Origin of the sequence: Cobetia sp. QF-1, assembly GCF_002213105.1 — a bacterium.
GTDB classification, from domain to species: domain Bacteria; phylum Pseudomonadota; class Gammaproteobacteria; order Pseudomonadales; family Halomonadaceae; genus Cobetia; species Cobetia crustatorum.
This window is the reverse complement of the sequence record NZ_NBVS01000002.1, coordinates 56,698-72,214: the sequence shown is the minus strand read 5'-3', so window position 1 is coordinate 72,214 and position 15,517 is coordinate 56,698. Positions and strand designations below refer to the sequence as shown.

Sequence of the window (15,517 nt, the reverse complement as noted above, 5' to 3'; positions counted from 1 at the left end):
CATCTTGTGAACGGTGTCGCGGCAGGCGACCCACTTTCCCAGCAAGGATAGCGGCATGACCCTGGCAGAAATCGCTCGTCTCGCAGGCGTCTCAAGAACCACCGCCAGCTACGTGGTCAATGGACAGGCACAGGCCCGACGTATCAGCCCACAAACGGTGGAGCGAGTCATGGCCGTGGTGCAGCGCCATCACTATCGTATTGATGCGCAAGCAGCGGCGCTACGACGTGGTGCAAGCCGCACACTGGGCTTCATGCTGCCAGACCTGGAAAACGCAAGTTACGCACGCTTGGCCAAGCTGCTGGAGCGTGGCGCACGCGAGCGTGATTACCAGCTATTCATCGTCTGCTCTGATGATATGCCGGACACCGAACGCGAATTGGCACGCATGCTCAAGGCACGTCGAGTGGATGCTCTGATCACGGCCAGCTGCCTGGCACCGGATGATCCCTTCTATCGTGAACTAGGACTGGATGGCTTCCCGGTCATCGGCGTTGACCGTGCACTGGATACGCGTCACTTCGCCAGCGTCGTCAGCAACAATGAAGACGCCGCACGTCAGCTGACCGCTGCCGTACTGGAGCACTCTCCCGAGCGACTATTGTGGCTGGACGCACTGCCGGACATGGAGATTTCAAAGGAGCGGGCCCGAGGTATGCAAGCGGCTCTCAAGACCTACCGTGAGGCAGAAGGTGCGGAGATAACAGAAACGACGCTACATGCCGCGCGCTATGAACGCGATGCCGGCGCCAAGGCTTTGGAAGCCTATCTTGAGCATTCGCCAATGCCGGAGGCTATCGTGACGGCTTCTTATACGCTGATGGATGGCGCACTCGATGTACTGTTCAGCCACGGCACACCGGCTAACCCGCCCAAGGCGATGGCCAGCTTTGGCGATGACCGCTTGCTGGACTTCCTACCGCTGCCAATCCACTCGCTTCCCCAGTGCCATCAACGCATTGCCGATACCACACTGACGCTCGCACTGCAGGCCATCAAAGGAAAAACCACGCCTGGCGTGACTCTGGTCGAGCGTGAGCTACGCAGACGCCAGGCCGTCACGTGACAAGGCCACCAACGCCAATCGCGTCAAGGGGTTAGTGAGCATCAGGCATTGTCCATCACACGGTGATCACGAATCTCGGCCAGCAAGGCAGTGGCGGCAGCCTCGATACGTGCACGTGGTGCATGCACGGCGAGCTGCTGCTCCAATAGCTGGGCTGCATCGCTCAGAAGCCCGTAACCCAAGGTGGCTGCACTCCCTTTCAGCAAATGTGCTTCATGACGAAGCTGGGCGAGATCCATGCCATCCAGTGCACGTCGGAGTCGCCCTATTTGCTGATCCAGCTGCTCGCTAAAGGCCTTTTCCAGCGCTGCGATGCTATCGGCATCCAGCTCATCATGCAGCCCCCCAGCAGGTGAGGTGCTCATATTTCTCTGGTGCGGCAAGGCTGTGTACGGCGCTGCCGCTGTCTTGGCCTTGCTCAAGATGGGTGAGGCTTTCTCAAAAGATTCTACCCTCGGAAATCCTTTCTCAAAGCGACCCACTGTCGAACTCTCTTCCTCCCAGTGTCCTGTCTCGTAACGCCAGGCTTCCAAGCCCTCTTTCTCGAAATACCTTGCTGCATAACGTTCGGTCTCGAATGGCTCAACCCGCCAGACTCCCGGCTCATTACCAGCAGCCTGCCAACGTACCAGCATGTTGGCGAGCTGCTGACGCCGCATGGGCTTGGACAAGAAATCGTTCATACCCGAGGCCAGACAACGGGCACGCTCACCTGCTTCGACATTCGCCGTCATGGCGACAATCAAGCTAGGCGGGCGTTCTTCGCTACGCTCCAATGCGCGCCAGCGACGCGCGACCGCAAAGCCATCCAGCTCGGGCATGCGCAGGTCGAGCAATATCAACACGACGTCAGGGTGGCTTGCGTACCAGGCCAACGCCGCTTTTCCACTATCAACCGCAGCCACCGAATAGCCCAATCCGGCGAGCATTGCACGCGCCACTTCGCGATTGATGTGGTTGTCATCCACTACCAGCACCTGCTCGCCGTGACTACTCGACAACGTGCTTGAATCATCCAGCTGCTTGAGAATACTTGACGTCCGCGTCAACGGTAGCTCGAACCAGAAACAAGCCCCTCTGCCAGTGCGCCGCTTGACGCCCAGCCGGCCTCCCATCAGCTCAACCAATCGACGTGAAATTGACAACCCAAGCCCGGTACCGCCAAAGCGTCGTGCCGTCGACAAGTCACCCTGCGTGAAGGGCTCAAACAGATGAATGGCTTGCTCATCACTGATACCGATGCCCGTATCATTCACCTCAAAGCGAATACGACCCGCAGGCAATGCCTCGATCTTCAGGCTGACCTGGCCTTGCTCGGTAAACTTGAAGGCATTCGAGAGCAGATTGAGCAATACCTGGCGCAGACGCACCGAGTCACCCATCACGTGCTCTGGCAGCAGAGGAGAACGACGATCAACAAAGACCACTCGCGTGTCATCCATCTGCGGTAGCAGCAGATCAATCACGCCATTGATCGCCAGGTGGAGATCAAATGGCCGTCGCTCGATACTCAGCTTGCCGGCTTCAATCTTGGAGAAATCCAGCACGTCATCGACCAGCCCCATCAAGACTTCACCACTATCACGCAAGCTATTAGCGTAACGACGCGCACTGGGTTGCAACGGCTCGGCAAGCAACAGCTCACTCATGCCGATCACCCCATTGAGAGGTGTGCGAATCTCATGACTCATGGTGGCCAGGAAATCTGATTTGGCACGACTGGCCTGCTCGGCGCGCGCCGCTTCGTGCTTGAGAGCAGAAGACAGCATCAACAACTGTTGGCGAGACTCCTCACGTCCACGCGCCTGCAACCAGACCTGCCGACTGACCATCAACGTAGCCAGCAGCATCAGGCCCAGCAATAGCAACATCAATCGGATAAGCTGGTCACGCCCATGGCGCTCGGCAGTCAGCTCCTCAGCCAATCGCGCTCGCACGCGCAGCAGGAGGGATTGAGTGGAACGGCTGACAGCATCGCTTAGTACCTGCAAGTCCTTGACGCTGGCCGTATCGGGCTCGGCATCAGCACCACGCCAAGGGGCCAGCCGCGTATCGATATAATCGATCTGGCTCATCACCTCGTCGGCCAATAGCGGCACCGCCGGTAACGTCAGTAGATGGCGCTGGAAGTCACCGCGTCGGAAAATATAGGTGCGACTGTAGAGCAGCTCGTAGGTCTGTAATACCTGCTGCCAGATCAACGTACGCTCAGGCTCCGTGGCGCGAGGATAACGGGATATCGTCGATGCCAGACTCATGGCTTCCCGATCCAGCTTGTAGATGGTCCAGACGGCGTCATCGCGCGTGCGATCTTCCAGCCGCACCTGGTTATGCAAGATGATGCTGCCCACCCCCAACGCGGCCAGCAGGAAGGCAATGCTGATGGCCATGCCCAGCCAGAGGGGCCAGCGCGCGGGGGCAGGAGACGTCAAGACATCCGTGGCATCAGGTGATGACGCGGTATGTGACGCCTCCTTTTGCTGATCAGGTAAAGGTAATGATGAGTCCGGCTGCCGCTTCACTGCATGACTCCCGGTTCAAGGGCTAGCTGACAAGCACGCCTGCGACAACACTGCAGCGTCTTGCGGCGGAGTGCTGAAGGGAAATGGCATCGAATGGAAAAGAGGCTCTAGTGCTCTCATTTGAGACTTAACTCATTGACCTGCCAAACACTACGGAAGCGCACCTGCTCATTGAGCAGTTCAGGGTGAGCATCGAAAGGATAAAGAATGAACAGCGGGCCGAGATCACGCACTGCCATGCGCTGACCATCACGCTGCGTGGCGAGCAAGACGTCATAGTCTTCAATATCACTGATCGGAATATCGGCGGAAAAATCATTGAGTGCACTGACAGTCAGCAAGGTGACGTTACCGGCCACACGGTGAATCAACTCACGTACCAATGGGCCAGTGAAAGTGACACGTCCCTGTGTCCAGGGAGTGTGAGTGGCCATCACGCGAGATGGCAAGGCATCCAGCATGTCCATGTCGAAATGTGCCTGGGGCAAGTCAACAGTCCCGGCATTGCCACAAATAACGGCGCCTTTGATTGTCAGTACGACGGCCCCCTTGGGAGCCGGCAAACAATCATTACCCGCAAGAGAGTGGCGCTCACCGGGCATGAAGGTCGTCTCGGCAGCAGCTGTCTGACTTATCATCCCGGCCAGCATGACCATCCCGAATGTGAAAACACGCCATGCGCATGTCTGGCGCAGACAGCCTTGAACAAACTCGCTCCACGCTAGTGGCGGGTAACCTGTCGACTGCTCATTCATGCCTTTTTCCCATGCTATTCTGCGAACGCCAAGCCCGCATGCTGCGCCAACTTTACGCTAGCAGGCCTGCATGTTGCGAGTATGTGCCGCGAAGCAGTAAAAGAAGATTCGCCAGCACCTTCTCGTCAATCTTCTGATGCTGATAGCACAGCACTCATGCTCGCTCACGCTGTCCATGTCTCTAACTCCCCCACTATCGTCGTGCTTACCCTTGCCATCAGCCGAGTCCGTTTCATCAATGCCTGATTCTTACACTCCTCTCGAGACAAAAGACACCCTGCCCCGTGTACTGGCTGGACCAATACTGCGGCGTGTCACACCTGAAGGGGTCATGCTCTGGCTGGTGACATCACACCCACAACAAGCGCGCGTCTGGCTATTGCCCGAACATGACGATGAGCCACTGCACCTGGGGGGAAATCATCTCCCCAGGCGTGCGAGCTGCACGCTGACAGAGCATCTAGCGATGCCGCTTGGGGCACATGCCTGGCTGATGCTGATCGAAGCGCACCCTGCCACTCCCTTGCCAGTAGACACGGCCATCGCCTACGAACTGGCATTGGCCGAGCGCGCATCGGATACCGTCTCAACAACGCTCGATTGGCACGGCATCGCCGACTGGGGGCCCGATATCTGCTACCCCGGCGAGCCGCTGCCACGCTTTCGACTGCCAGCCACACTGTCACGCATTGCACATGGCAGCTGCCGCAAGCCACATCATGGCCTGACCGAGAAAGAAGCTCGCCAGCAGACGGACAATGGCCATCCTGATACCCCCGGCAATGAGTCCGAAAGCGTCGATGGCCCGGCAGGCGATGGCTTGGTGGCACTGGATAACTGGCTGGCCAAGCGCCGCGATGACACTCGCGAATGGCCAGAGGTGATGCTCTTCACGGGGGATCAGATCTATGCCGACGATGTCGCCGGCCCGATGCTGGGCGCCATCGACCAGCTGATTGCCGGGCTCGGCCTGCCAGAAGAGACGCTGATGGGCGCCGAAGTGTCGGATACTCGTGAGCTGCGCCAGCATCCCTCGCACCTCTACCACCGTCCGCAGTTGCTGCCCGACATGCCTGCCAACGAGGGGCTGGCCGCCAGCTTCTTCGGTGCCAAGCGCAAGCCCATCTTCACCTCTACCGGTGCTGACAATCATCTGATTGGCCTGTCGGAAATGATCGCCATGTACCTGCTGGTGTGGTCTGACGTGCCGTGGAAGGCATTGAGCATCGAACTGGAAGACCCGAAGGCACTGGAAGGTCACGCCGAGGCCACCCGTCAGCGACATGCGCAGGAGGCCAGCCATCTGCGGCGCTTCCGCGCCGGACTTGGTCAGGTGCGTCGCCTGCTGGCCAATGTCCCCAGCCTGATGATCTTCGATGATCACGACGTGACCGATGACTGGAATCTCAGCGCCGCCTGGGAAGAAGCCGCCTATGGCCATCCTTTCTCGCGGCGTATCATCGGCAACGCCCTCACCGGCTATCTGCTGTGTCAGGGGGCGGGCAACGGCCCTGAACCCTTGCGTGACCTGCTGGAGGAGGCGACGGCACTGTTTAACGACGCCTTGCTCACGCCGGCGGAGTACGCTCTGACACCGTCAACATCTGCCATCGGCTCGACAGAGGAACATCATTTCGATGCAGACCGTCAGGATGCGCTGATCACGAAGCTGGAGCGCTGTGAGCGCTGGGACTATCAGTTGGATACCACGCCCGCGCTGATCGTGGCGGACACTCGCACCCGTCGCTGGCGCAGCGAGCGCAACCTCGCCAATCCATCCGGACTGATGGACTGGGAGGCACTGTGCGACCTGCAACAACGCCTGGTGGAGCATCGCGCCGTGGTACTGGTGTCAGCGGCGCCCATGTTCGGCGTCAAGTTGATCGAATCCATCCAGAAACTGTTCACGCTCGCTGGCAAGCCACTGATGGTCGATGCAGAGAACTGGATGGCGCACCGAGGTGCGGCCAGCGTGATGCTCAACATCTTCCGCCATTCACGCACGCCGCAGCACTTCGTGATTCTCTCCGGCGATGTGCATTACTCCTTCGCCTACGACGTGCGCCTCAAGCATCGTCGTTCGAGCCCGCACGTCTGGCAGATCACCAGCAGCGGCATCCGAAATCGCTTTCCCGTTGGCCTGCTCGACGTGCTCGATCGCCTCAACCGCTGGCTGTATGCGCCCCGCTCTCCCCTCAATCTGCTGACGCGGCGGCGCAACATGCGAATCACGCCACGTCGTCATGATGCCGCCAGTCACGGTGAGAGACTGCTGAATGCCTGCGGTATCGGGCTGGTGGATCTCGACGCCGACGGACGGCCAACGGCGATCCGCCAGCTCACGACCAGCGGTGAGGAAATTCACTTCCTCGCACGGCGCTGATCCATCCTGCAATGATCAACGTCTCACTGGCCAACTTTTACTGCCCGACTGCGAGAGATCTGAATGACCACGACTCCCCAGCCTTGCCTGACACCACGCTCGGCGTCGTTTCCAGACGTGGCAGGCTGCCCGCCACTGGCGCTGATTCATCATCCCGGTTACCGGATTGCACTGCCGGAGAAGCATCCCTTCCCGATGGACAAGTTCAGCGTGCTCAAGCGCCTGCTGGATCACCAGCTGGCCGGATACCCGCAGGCCGTAGAGTGGGTGACACCAGAGCCGGCTGATGAGGATGACCTGCTACAGGTGCATACCCGTCGCTACGTGCACGAATTCCTGACCGGCACGCTGAGTACACAGGCCCAGCGCCGCAGTGGCTTCGTGTGGAATGAGGCACTGCGTGAGCGCAGCGTGCTGGCCGTCGGCGGTACGCTGGCCACCGTACGTGAAGCGCTCGCGCGTGGGCTGGCCTGCAACACGGCCGGTGGCACGCATCACGCACACCCTGAAGCGGCCAGTGGTTATTGCCTGCTCAATGACATTGGCGTCGCGGCATGTCAGGCACTCGATGAAGGGGTACGTCAGGTATTGGTGGTCGATCTTGATGTCCATCAGGGCGACGGCACCGCACTGATCTTCGCTGACGAACCGCGTGTGTTCACGCTGTCGCTGCACGCCGGCAGCAACTTCCCGGCACGCAAGCAGAAGAGTGACCTGGATGTACCTCTGCCGAAAGGCATGGGAGATGAGGCCTATCTGGAGGTACTGGCACGTACGCTGGAGGAGGTGCTGGCTCGCGTACGCCCTGAGCTGGTGATCTTCGATGCGGGTGTCGACCCTCATGCGGCCGACCGCCTTGGCCATCTGGAACTGACGAATGCTGGTCTTTATCGACGCGAACGCCACGTCATCGAGCGCTGTCGCGCCACCGGTGCTGCCGTGGCTTGCGTGATTGGTGGGGGCTACGACCGCGATATCGAGGCGCTCGCCTGGCGCCATAGCCAGCTGCACCGCGCGGCATTGGACGTCTGGCGCGAAGCCCACGGTGAACCGGCACTATTCGGGCCGCCTGCCTGAAGCACTCCTTCTTGGCCATTCTGTCTGAGCCATGCACAAAAAAATGCCCATCACCTCACGATGACGGGCGTTTGCATGTTCAGCGTACAGGGGCCTGCTAGGCCATCACTTCCACGTCATCACCAACGTGCAGCGTGTTGCGGCCCTCTGTGGGGTCCAGCGCGACCAGGTTATAACCGAAGTGCACCTGACCATCCTCGAAACGACGCACACGCGCCAGTGTCGTCAGCGGTTCCTTGTCGTCACGCTTGAGGCCGGTAGCAGGGTCTACATTGACCATCGCGCACCGCGTGCAGGATGACACCAGCCGGAAGCGGACCTCGCCGACACGCACTTCCTTCCAGTGGTCTTCTGCCCAGGCCTCAGCACCGCTGATCACCAGATTGGGCCGGAACTGGTTCATGCCATGATCGGCCGTTGGCGTGTCAGTATTCAGCGCTGCCAGCGACGATTCACTGGCCAGCAACAACGGGAAGGCATCAGCCGCGCTGACACGCTGGTCAATCACCTCACGGTAGCGAGTGGATTGCTCACCCAGCCAGAGCAATCTCACGGGCATGCCCACCTGCTCGCTCAACCAGGCATCCGCCTCATCACTGACACTCAATGCCGTGAACTGATCTGCCCATACCTGGATATCGAGACGCTCAGCCTGAAGGTCTGTCGCGAAGGCTATCTCGCCATATTCGGGACGATCGAGGTGCGCGAGCTGCCAGTGCCCTGCCGCTTGCTCACGAAGGCTCAGGCGCTGCAGTTGCGGATGCGTGCGTGCCGTCACGAACTTGCCCCGTGCGGCGACCACGACGAAGCGACGGTCTTGCTCCAGCCCTTCTTCACCAACCACGGCCGACGCGAGTGCCTCACCAGCACCGGACTTCATCGGATAGCGCCACAGATGGGTCAATCGCATGGAGATCTTCCTTGTAAGAGAGGGGCTGACGAAGCATGCCAGAAAGATGATCGTCCGACACGCCGTCCGCCTCAGCGGTTTTTTGTATCTGGCGCAGAAGGCTTTGCAGTCAAGGATGAGTCAGTACTGGAGTCAGATGCGGTGTTGGAAACGGCCTGAGCAGCAGAGCCGGAAGACGGCTCCGGCGCATCAGCAGACGCATCCAGACTGATCACGTCAGGCCCGGACAACGCGACACTGGAGATCAGTGCCTTGACGCCCAGCCCGACCTTTAGCCCCAACTCCTGACAGACCAGCCGGTCCACGCGGGCCCGCACACGCTGGCCAGCAATCCCCAGCACCAGCTCGGCACTCGCATGGCCGCGCTCGGTTTCTATCTCGTGAATCACCGCGGGCAACACATTGCGCAGGCTGGTGTGTTCAGGAGTCTTGAGCGCGATGCTGATATCACGCGCACGCAGGCGCAGGCGTACTCGCCGCCCGACCGGCATTGCCAGTCGCGCCAGCTGCAGGCTGAGCCCGGCCCCCAATCCAAGCCGCGTCAGCTGCCAGTCATCATCGTGAGACAACACTTCAGCACTGAGCAGTGATCCTGCCTCATAACGGCCGGTCTGAGGCGCCAGATCCAGCCGTGACAGCATGTCACCGATCTCACCACTGGCCGTGATACGGCCGTTATCCACCAGCGCCAGCCTGTCTGCCACCGCAAACAGCTCGCGGGTATCATGGCTGACAAACAGGATCGGAATCTCGATCTCACGTGCCAGCCGACTGATGTACTGCAGCAGCTCCTGCTTGCGGGCACCGTCAAGCCCAGTCAACGGCTCATCGAGCAACAGCATCCGCGGGCGCGACAACAGCGCACGACCAATGGCGACACGGCGTGCCTCGCCTCCCGACAGCTGTCCTGGCATGCGCGCAAGCAGGTCCTCTATTCCCAGCAGCGTCACCATCTCGTGCAGGCGATTGCGATTTTCCTGGCGCTTGCCGGGCGTGAGCGCGCGCGGCATGCCATAGCAAAGATTGCCGCGCACGGTGTAATGGGGGAAGAGGCGCGGCTCCTGGAAAACCACGCCTAGCTGACGCCGATGCGCGGGGACGAAGACATTGTCTTCGCCCCCCGCCAGACATTCACCGGCCAGCCGCAGGTGGCCGTGATCCAGACGTTCCAGTCCGGCGATCAGCCTCAGGATGCTGGTCTTGCCACTGCCAGAGCGCCCAAACAGTGCGGTAACACCGCGCGCAGGCACCTTGAGCGTAGCGTCCAGCTGGAAGGTGCCCTGCAAGCGATTGAGGTGGAAATCAAGCATCACGCCCCTCCATGCGCATCCGCGCACGCCGCGCCAGCCATTCAGATGCCAGCAGTGAAATCATCGCGATCACCACGGCGATGGCGCACAGCCGGGCAGCCGCATTCTCCTGCCCCGGCGTCTGGATCAAGGTATAGAGCGCCAATGGCAAGGTGCGAGTCTCACCGGGAATGTTGGCTGCGAAGGTGATGGTGGCGCCGAATTCTGACAACGCACGCGCGAAGGCCAGAGTGCCCCCCGCGAGAATGCCCGGCAGTGACAACGGCAGCGTCACGGTCAGCAGCACACGCAGCGGATTGGCGCCCAGCGTGCGGGCGGCAGCCTCAAGCCCGGGATCAATCGCCTCCAGTGACAGGCGCATGGCGCGCACCATCAGCGGAAATGCCATCACGGCAGCGGCTACGGCAGCCCCCTGCCAGGTGAAAGGCAGCACGATGTCTATCTTGGCCAGCCACTGGCCAATGGCACCGTTGCGCCCGAAGGTGATCAGCAGCAGATAGCCGACCACCACCGGTGGCAATACCAGCGGCAGATGCAACAGACCATCGACCAGCGCCTTGCCACGAAAGTCACGGCGCGCCAGCCACCAGGCGGCGGCAAAGCCGGGAATCAGGCTCACACCGACGGCCACGCAAGCCACCTTGAGGCTCAGACTCAGGGCTTCCCATTCCAGGGCACTCAGCATCGGCTCTCCTCGAACATGATGATGGTCATCTCCCGCAGGCGACTGCACATCAGTGCAGATGCTGCTGGCCACCGTGCGGCAGTCAACTCGTGGCATCAGTGTATCTGTCGCCCGTGACGGCGTCATGGTGAGGCGATCACGATGAGGGCGACTCTATCCGACACTCATGCCAGTGCGCGCGTTCCCACGAGCTGATTAAAAAGATGTATTGCTGGCATACGTAGAAGCTTCAAGAAGAGGTGTCAGCGTTGGCCACCGGCACAAGCTTGGCGCCTTGCAGAGTCGTGAAGCCGAAGCGGTGGAAGATGGCGCTGGCTTCGTTGGTGCTCAGCCAGTCGCGAAAGGCTTCAGCCTCGGGACTTGGCGATTCGCCGCCTCGGCTGATCAATGCCGCAGGATAGTGGATGGGATCGTGACTGGAATCCGGCAACAGTCCTATCTGATGCACGCGATGACTGACCGAGGCATCAGTGGCATAGACGATGCCCAACGGCGCCTCACCATGCTCGACCAGCGCCAGCGCCGCACGCACGTCTTCTGCACTCGCCAGATGCGAGCGTAACGCCTCCCACTGCCCCAGTGATTCCAGTGACTGACGGGCATAGATGCCGGCAGGCACATGGTCCGGATCACCCACGGCCAGGCGCGTGTCATCGCCAGTGGCGGCCAGGCGCTCTGCGATATTGGTGACATCCGCGCCATTGCTTAGCGTAGGATCAAGCTCACTGGGACCCGGGGCGACCAGCGACAGGCGATTGCCCAGCAGATCATGACGCCCCGTCACAACGATGCCGGGCTGCTGCTCAAGCCAGTCCATCCAGCGCTCATTGGCGGACAGATACAGCTGTGCTGGTGCACCACTGGCCAGCTGGCGCGCCAGGGTCGACGACGACGCATACACCGGCATGATGTCGACGTCGGCCAGACGCTCATAGCGGGCTTCGATGGCATCCATCGCATCGTGCAGTGACGCAGCGGCCATCACGCGGATCTGAGCATGCTCAGCAGCGTGCACTGGCGTCAGCGACAGGCTGGCCACCATCGCCACCACACCACTGGCCATCCAGCGCGTAAACGGGACTCCGTGGAATGAGAAAAGAGAGCGTGTCGTAGAAGGGAATCGAAACATCGTGCCGTCCTTGGTCATGAAACGGATAAAGGGAGCCTGTCCAAACCAATGGAGAGAGAGAACGGCGGCCCATGATGCCGTGCCAGCGCCGCCGCTGCATCCCCTGACCTGCGCTCAGAGCTCTATCACTCAGGATTGCTGACCGAACAGATGGCGACGCGCTTCCTCATCCATGGCGACATTGGCCGCGGGATTGATCTCATCGATACGTGCCATCGCGCGCACGAAACCCTCGCGCTCACTCAAACGCGTGCGATAAGCGGCAACTGCCGGGAATTGCGTCAAGTCAATTTCTTGCTTCTCGGCCTTGAGCCACGGCCAGATCGCCATATCAGCGATGCTCAAGCTGTCGCCAGCCACGAAATCTCGCCCTGCCAGCTGACGCTCCAGCACGCCATAGAGACGCTCGCCTTCCTTGTGATAGCGCGCGATGGCGTACTCGACCGGCTGTGGCGCGTAGTGCTTGAAGTGATGTACCTGACCCAGCATCGGCCCCAGGCCGCCCATCTGCCAGTGCAGCCACTGCAACACATCATTGCGCGCTCGTGTCTTCTGCGACAGGAACTGTCCTGTCTTGTCGGCCAGATACTCAAGAATCGCACCGGACTCAAACACGGGGATCGGCTCGCCGCCATCAGCGGGCGCATGATCGACGATAGCCGGCATGCGGTTGTTAGGCGAGATGGTCAGAAACTCAGGCGCGAACTGCTCGCCCTTGCTGATGTTCACCGGAATGAGGCGATACTCGAGACCAGCCTCTTCCAGAAATATCGTGATCTTGTGGCCGTTGGGCGTGGTCCAGTAATACAGATCAATCATCATGAACTCCTATTGGCGGAACACCATAAAAAGGCCCGGATGCCCTTGAGCATCCGAGCCTTTTTATGCCGTCAGTGGCGATGGTGACGAGTTATTCGGGAATGTCGCTAGCACGCGTGGCGTTGCGCGCCATGCCATCGTGAAGATCGAGCATCCGCTCGCGCCACTGCACCATCGGGTCAGCAGCATCTTCCTCATCACCGAAGGGCGAGGTATCAGAGACGATGCGCGCCCAGATGAAGAAGCCGAATACCAGATAGTCAGCGGCTGCCGGTGCATCGCCGTCGAGGAACGGCTGATTGCCAAGCACACCGCGAAGCGGCTTGAAGGCGCTGTCCAGAATGCCGCGCGCGATCTCGACGTTATTGAAGACCTCGAATGACATGCCAAAGCGCGCCTCACGGGCGCTCTGGAAGTATTCGCGATCGTCCGGATGGATAGCCTTGACCAGATCCAGCGCGACGAGGCGGAAGAAGCCTATCGCCATGACCTGCTCGGCATAGGCCTTGACGAAATTCAGGCGCGACTCAGCCAGTGAATCTCCTATCAGCGGCCCCATGCCTGCCTCTGGGTAGTGCTTGTCCAGATGTTTGAAGATGTCGTAACTGTCAGTCGCCAGACCGAAATCATCCTTGAAGACAGGCACGCTGAATGCGTCACAGAACTCAATCGGGCTCTTGTCGGTAAACAGAACCGGTGACAGTTCAGCTTCCAGGCCCTTGTGGGCCAGTGCGAAGCGGGCACGCCAACAGAAAGGAGAGAACCGCAGGCGATCGTCACGGCCGCGTAGTTCATAAAGTACTGGGGTCATGCAGACATCCTCTAGTGTCAATGGTCGATCGACAAGACGTATTCATCCTCTGCACACACCTTGCCCTGAACAATGTTGTGAACGTAGTTGCGCCTAAATGCAAGTAGAATGAGCACTCATTCAACCATAAGAGAACGCTGTCTTTATCTGCAAGTAAGGGCCTGCTTTTTCCTTCGCGATGAGGCTGTCTTACCCTACATGACGTGCCCCGTGAGACTCACACGACTTCGCCCACCCTTGCAGTGATGCACAGCAGGACCCATTGAAAGAGGAATACTGCCTTTTTTGTGGCAAGCGTCCGAGCATTGCTCAAGGGATATTGATGGCACCCACGCCTGACAGCGCGAATAATGACGGGCTGGGGACCACCGTCAGCCCGCTGTCGGACATCTTCTAGCAAGGTGCCGCGCCCATTTTTTCGGCGGGTGTCGAGATGACACCCGCCTTTTCGTTACGGTCCTTATCTTTTCCCGACCAAGGAGTCCCGATGTCCGTCGAAGACCTGCATTTAAACCTGCGCAATCTACAGGAATCAGACTATCCCCAGCTGAAGTGCCTGATGGATGGCATCTATGACGACATTGGTGGCGCCTGGCCTGAGCACACCATCAATCGTCTGATCGCTGAATTCCCCGATGGACAGCTGGTGATCGAGGATGGCGACAAGCTGATCGGTGTCGCATTGACGGCGTTGGTGGATTACGACGCTTTCTCCAACCCGCACAAATACGATGATCTGATCGGTCATCGCGAAGTCATCCTCAACAAGGCTGACGGTGATGCGCTCTATGGCCTGGATGCGCTGATCGACAAGGCCTACCGCGGCTATCGTCTCGGCCGACGCCTCTATGAAGCGCGCAAGGAGCTATGTCGCTCCATGAATCTGCGCTCCATCCTGGCCGGTGGACGTATTCCGCAGTACCACGAATACGCGGCTGAGCTCTCGCCGACCGAGTACATCGACAAGGTAGAGCGCCGCGAGATTCACGATCCCATCCTGTCGTTCCAGCTTGCCAACGGTTTCCTGGTCAAGCGCCTGTTGCGCCAGTATCTGCCGGAAGACGAGGACTCCCAGGGCTACGCCACCCTGCTCGAGTGGAACAACATTCTCTTCGAGCCGGCCGAGCGCGTACTGGAAAGCCGCAAGACGATGATTCGTGTCGGTGCCGTGCAGTGGCAGATGCGCGAGTTCGCGTCGGTCGAGGCGGTACTCAAGCAGGTCGAGTACTACGTCGATGCGCTGTCGGACTACCAGAGTGACTTTGCCGTCTTCCCGGAGCTGTTCAACACGCCGCTGATCGGTCTGCTGGAAGACCAGAGTGACCCGGTGCGTTGCATCCGCTTCCTCGCCGGCTTCACCGAGCGCTTCAAGCAGGAAATCTCGCGCATGGCGGTGGCCTACAACATCAACATCGTGGCCGGTTCCATGGTGGAGGTGGGTGAGGACAATGAGCTCTACAACGTCACCTACCTTTGCCACCGCGATGGCGAGATCGATCGTCAGGCCAAGCTGCACATCACCCCGCAGGAGCGCCGCGACTGGATCATCAAGGGCGGCGATGAACTGGCCGTGTTCGAGACCGATGCCGGTCGTATCGGCATGCTGATCTGCTACGACGTGGAGTTCCCGGAGCTGTCACGCCTGCTGGCCGATCAGGACATGGACATCCTGATGGTGCCGTTCTGGACCGACACCAAGAACAGCTATCTGCGCGTGCGCCACTGCGCACAGGCGCGAGCGATCGAAAACGAGTGCTACGTGGTGGTCTGCGGTAGCGTCGGCAATCTGCCGTCCATCGAAAGCCTCGACATCCAATACGCCCAGTCGGCGGTGTTCTCGCCGTCCGATTTCGCCTTCCCGCATGATGCAGTGATGGCGGAAACCACGCCGAATACCGAGATGATCATGTTCTCGGATCTGGATCTGGAGCGCCTCAAGGTGCTGCGCAGCGAAGGCTCGGTCACCAATCTCAAGGACCGCCGCAAGGATCTCTTCGACCTGCGCCTACGCGACTGGTCCTGGAAGTCCGGCAGCCGTCAGGACTGAGCC

General features: G+C 60.0%; 12 protein-coding genes. 4 read left to right on the top strand and 8 right to left on the bottom strand.

Going from position 1 to position 15,517, the window contains the following annotated elements:
- Positions 1–55 precede the first annotated feature (55 nt).
- Complete coding sequence (cra, locus tag CFN46_RS03680) at positions 56–1,066, top strand: catabolite repressor/activator (RefSeq protein WP_024953111.1); 1,011 nt, start codon at positions 56–58, stop codon at positions 1,064–1,066.
- Positions 1,067–1,107: 41 nt separating this feature from the next.
- On the opposite strand, the gene CFN46_RS03675 is transcribed toward cra, so the two are convergent.
- The gene (locus CFN46_RS03675; protein WP_176426405.1) at positions 1,108–3,498 is read right to left on the bottom strand and encodes an ATP-binding protein; all 2,391 of its coding nucleotides are present in this window, start codon (positions 3,496–3,498) and stop codon (positions 1,108–1,110) included.
- A gap of 206 nt (positions 3,499–3,704) precedes the next feature.
- The gene (locus CFN46_RS03670; protein WP_246116612.1) at positions 3,705–4,343 is read right to left on the bottom strand and encodes an oxidoreductase; all 639 of its coding nucleotides are present in this window, start codon (positions 4,341–4,343) and stop codon (positions 3,705–3,707) included.
- A gap of 238 nt (positions 4,344–4,581) precedes the next feature.
- Between CFN46_RS03670 and CFN46_RS03665 the strand changes: the two genes are divergently transcribed.
- On the top strand, positions 4,582–6,726 hold the full coding sequence (locus tag CFN46_RS03665; RefSeq protein ID WP_088742745.1) for a hypothetical protein: 2,145 nt from the start codon (positions 4,582–4,584) through the stop codon (positions 6,724–6,726).
- Between the two features lie 63 nt (positions 6,727–6,789).
- Complete coding sequence (locus tag CFN46_RS03660) at positions 6,790–7,803, top strand: histone deacetylase (RefSeq protein ID WP_088742744.1); 1,014 nt, start codon at positions 6,790–6,792, stop codon at positions 7,801–7,803.
- A gap of 97 nt (positions 7,804–7,900) precedes the next feature.
- Here the strand turns inward: CFN46_RS03660 and CFN46_RS03655 are convergent, their stop codons facing one another.
- The 6 genes from CFN46_RS03655 to CFN46_RS03630 all read right to left on the bottom strand — a co-directional run bounded on the left by CFN46_RS03655 (position 7,901) and on the right by CFN46_RS03630 (position 13,467).
- Complete coding sequence (locus CFN46_RS03655; protein ID WP_088742743.1) at positions 7,901–8,713, bottom strand: MOSC domain-containing protein; 813 nt, start codon at positions 8,711–8,713, stop codon at positions 7,901–7,903.
- Positions 8,714–8,784: 71 nt separating this feature from the next.
- Positions 8,785–10,023, bottom strand: coding sequence for a molybdenum ABC transporter ATP-binding protein (gene modC / locus CFN46_RS03650; protein WP_088742742.1), 1,239 nt, complete (start codon positions 10,021–10,023; stop codon positions 8,785–8,787).
- On the bottom strand, positions 10,016–10,708 hold the full coding sequence (gene modB / locus CFN46_RS03645) for a molybdate ABC transporter permease subunit (protein ID WP_024953104.1): 693 nt from the start codon (positions 10,706–10,708) through the stop codon (positions 10,016–10,018). The genes modC and modB overlap by 8 nt, the downstream gene beginning before the upstream one ends.
- A gap of 229 nt (positions 10,709–10,937) precedes the next feature.
- Positions 10,938–11,837, bottom strand: coding sequence for a molybdate ABC transporter substrate-binding protein (gene modA, locus CFN46_RS03640; protein WP_254918393.1), 900 nt, complete (start codon positions 11,835–11,837; stop codon positions 10,938–10,940).
- Between the two features lie 129 nt (positions 11,838–11,966).
- Positions 11,967–12,656: a glutathione S-transferase C-terminal domain-containing protein gene (locus CFN46_RS03635; RefSeq protein WP_088742740.1), complete on the bottom strand. Its 690-nt coding sequence runs from the start codon at positions 12,654–12,656 to the stop codon at positions 11,967–11,969.
- Between the two features lie 91 nt (positions 12,657–12,747).
- Positions 12,748–13,467, bottom strand: coding sequence for a glutathione S-transferase N-terminal domain-containing protein (locus tag CFN46_RS03630; protein WP_024953101.1), 720 nt, complete (start codon positions 13,465–13,467; stop codon positions 12,748–12,750).
- Positions 13,468–13,954: 487 nt separating this feature from the next.
- On the opposite strand from CFN46_RS03630, the gene CFN46_RS03625 reads away from it, so the two are divergent.
- Positions 13,955–15,514, top strand: coding sequence for a carbon-nitrogen hydrolase family protein (locus CFN46_RS03625; RefSeq protein ID WP_088742739.1), 1,560 nt, complete (start codon positions 13,955–13,957; stop codon positions 15,512–15,514).
- The last annotated feature ends 3 nt before the right edge of the window (positions 15,515–15,517 follow it).

What these genes read in the sequence shown, in the direction of transcription:
- cra (WP_024953111.1), top strand. Translation starts at nt 56, where the DNA reads ATGACCCTGGCAGAAATCGCTCGTCTCGCAGGCGTCTCAAGAACCACC.
- CFN46_RS03660 (WP_088742744.1), top strand. Translation starts at nt 6,790, where the DNA reads ATGACCACGACTCCCCAGCCTTGCCTGACACCACGCTCGGCGTCGTTT.
- CFN46_RS03630 (WP_024953101.1), bottom strand. Translation starts at nt 13,467, where the DNA reads ATGACCCCAGTACTTTATGAACTACGCGGCCGTGACGATCGCCTGCGG.
- CFN46_RS03655 (WP_088742743.1), bottom strand. Translation starts at nt 8,713, where the DNA reads ATGCGATTGACCCATCTGTGGCGCTATCCGATGAAGTCCGGTGCTGGT.
- CFN46_RS03635 (WP_088742740.1), bottom strand. Translation starts at nt 12,656, where the DNA reads ATGATTGATCTGTATTACTGGACCACGCCCAACGGCCACAAGATCACG.
- CFN46_RS03665 (WP_088742745.1), top strand. Translation starts at nt 4,582, where the DNA reads ATGCCTGATTCTTACACTCCTCTCGAGACAAAAGACACCCTGCCCCGT.
- modA (WP_254918393.1), bottom strand. Translation starts at nt 11,837, where the DNA reads ATGTTTCGATTCCCTTCTACGACACGCTCTCTTTTCTCATTCCACGGA.
- CFN46_RS03670 (WP_246116612.1), bottom strand. Translation starts at nt 4,343, where the DNA reads ATGAATGAGCAGTCGACAGGTTACCCGCCACTAGCGTGGAGCGAGTTT.
- modB (WP_024953104.1), bottom strand. Translation starts at nt 10,708, where the DNA reads ATGCTGAGTGCCCTGGAATGGGAAGCCCTGAGTCTGAGCCTCAAGGTG.
- modC (WP_088742742.1), bottom strand. Translation starts at nt 10,023, where the DNA reads ATGCTTGATTTCCACCTCAATCGCTTGCAGGGCACCTTCCAGCTGGAC.
- CFN46_RS03625 (WP_088742739.1), top strand. Translation starts at nt 13,955, where the DNA reads ATGTCCGTCGAAGACCTGCATTTAAACCTGCGCAATCTACAGGAATCA.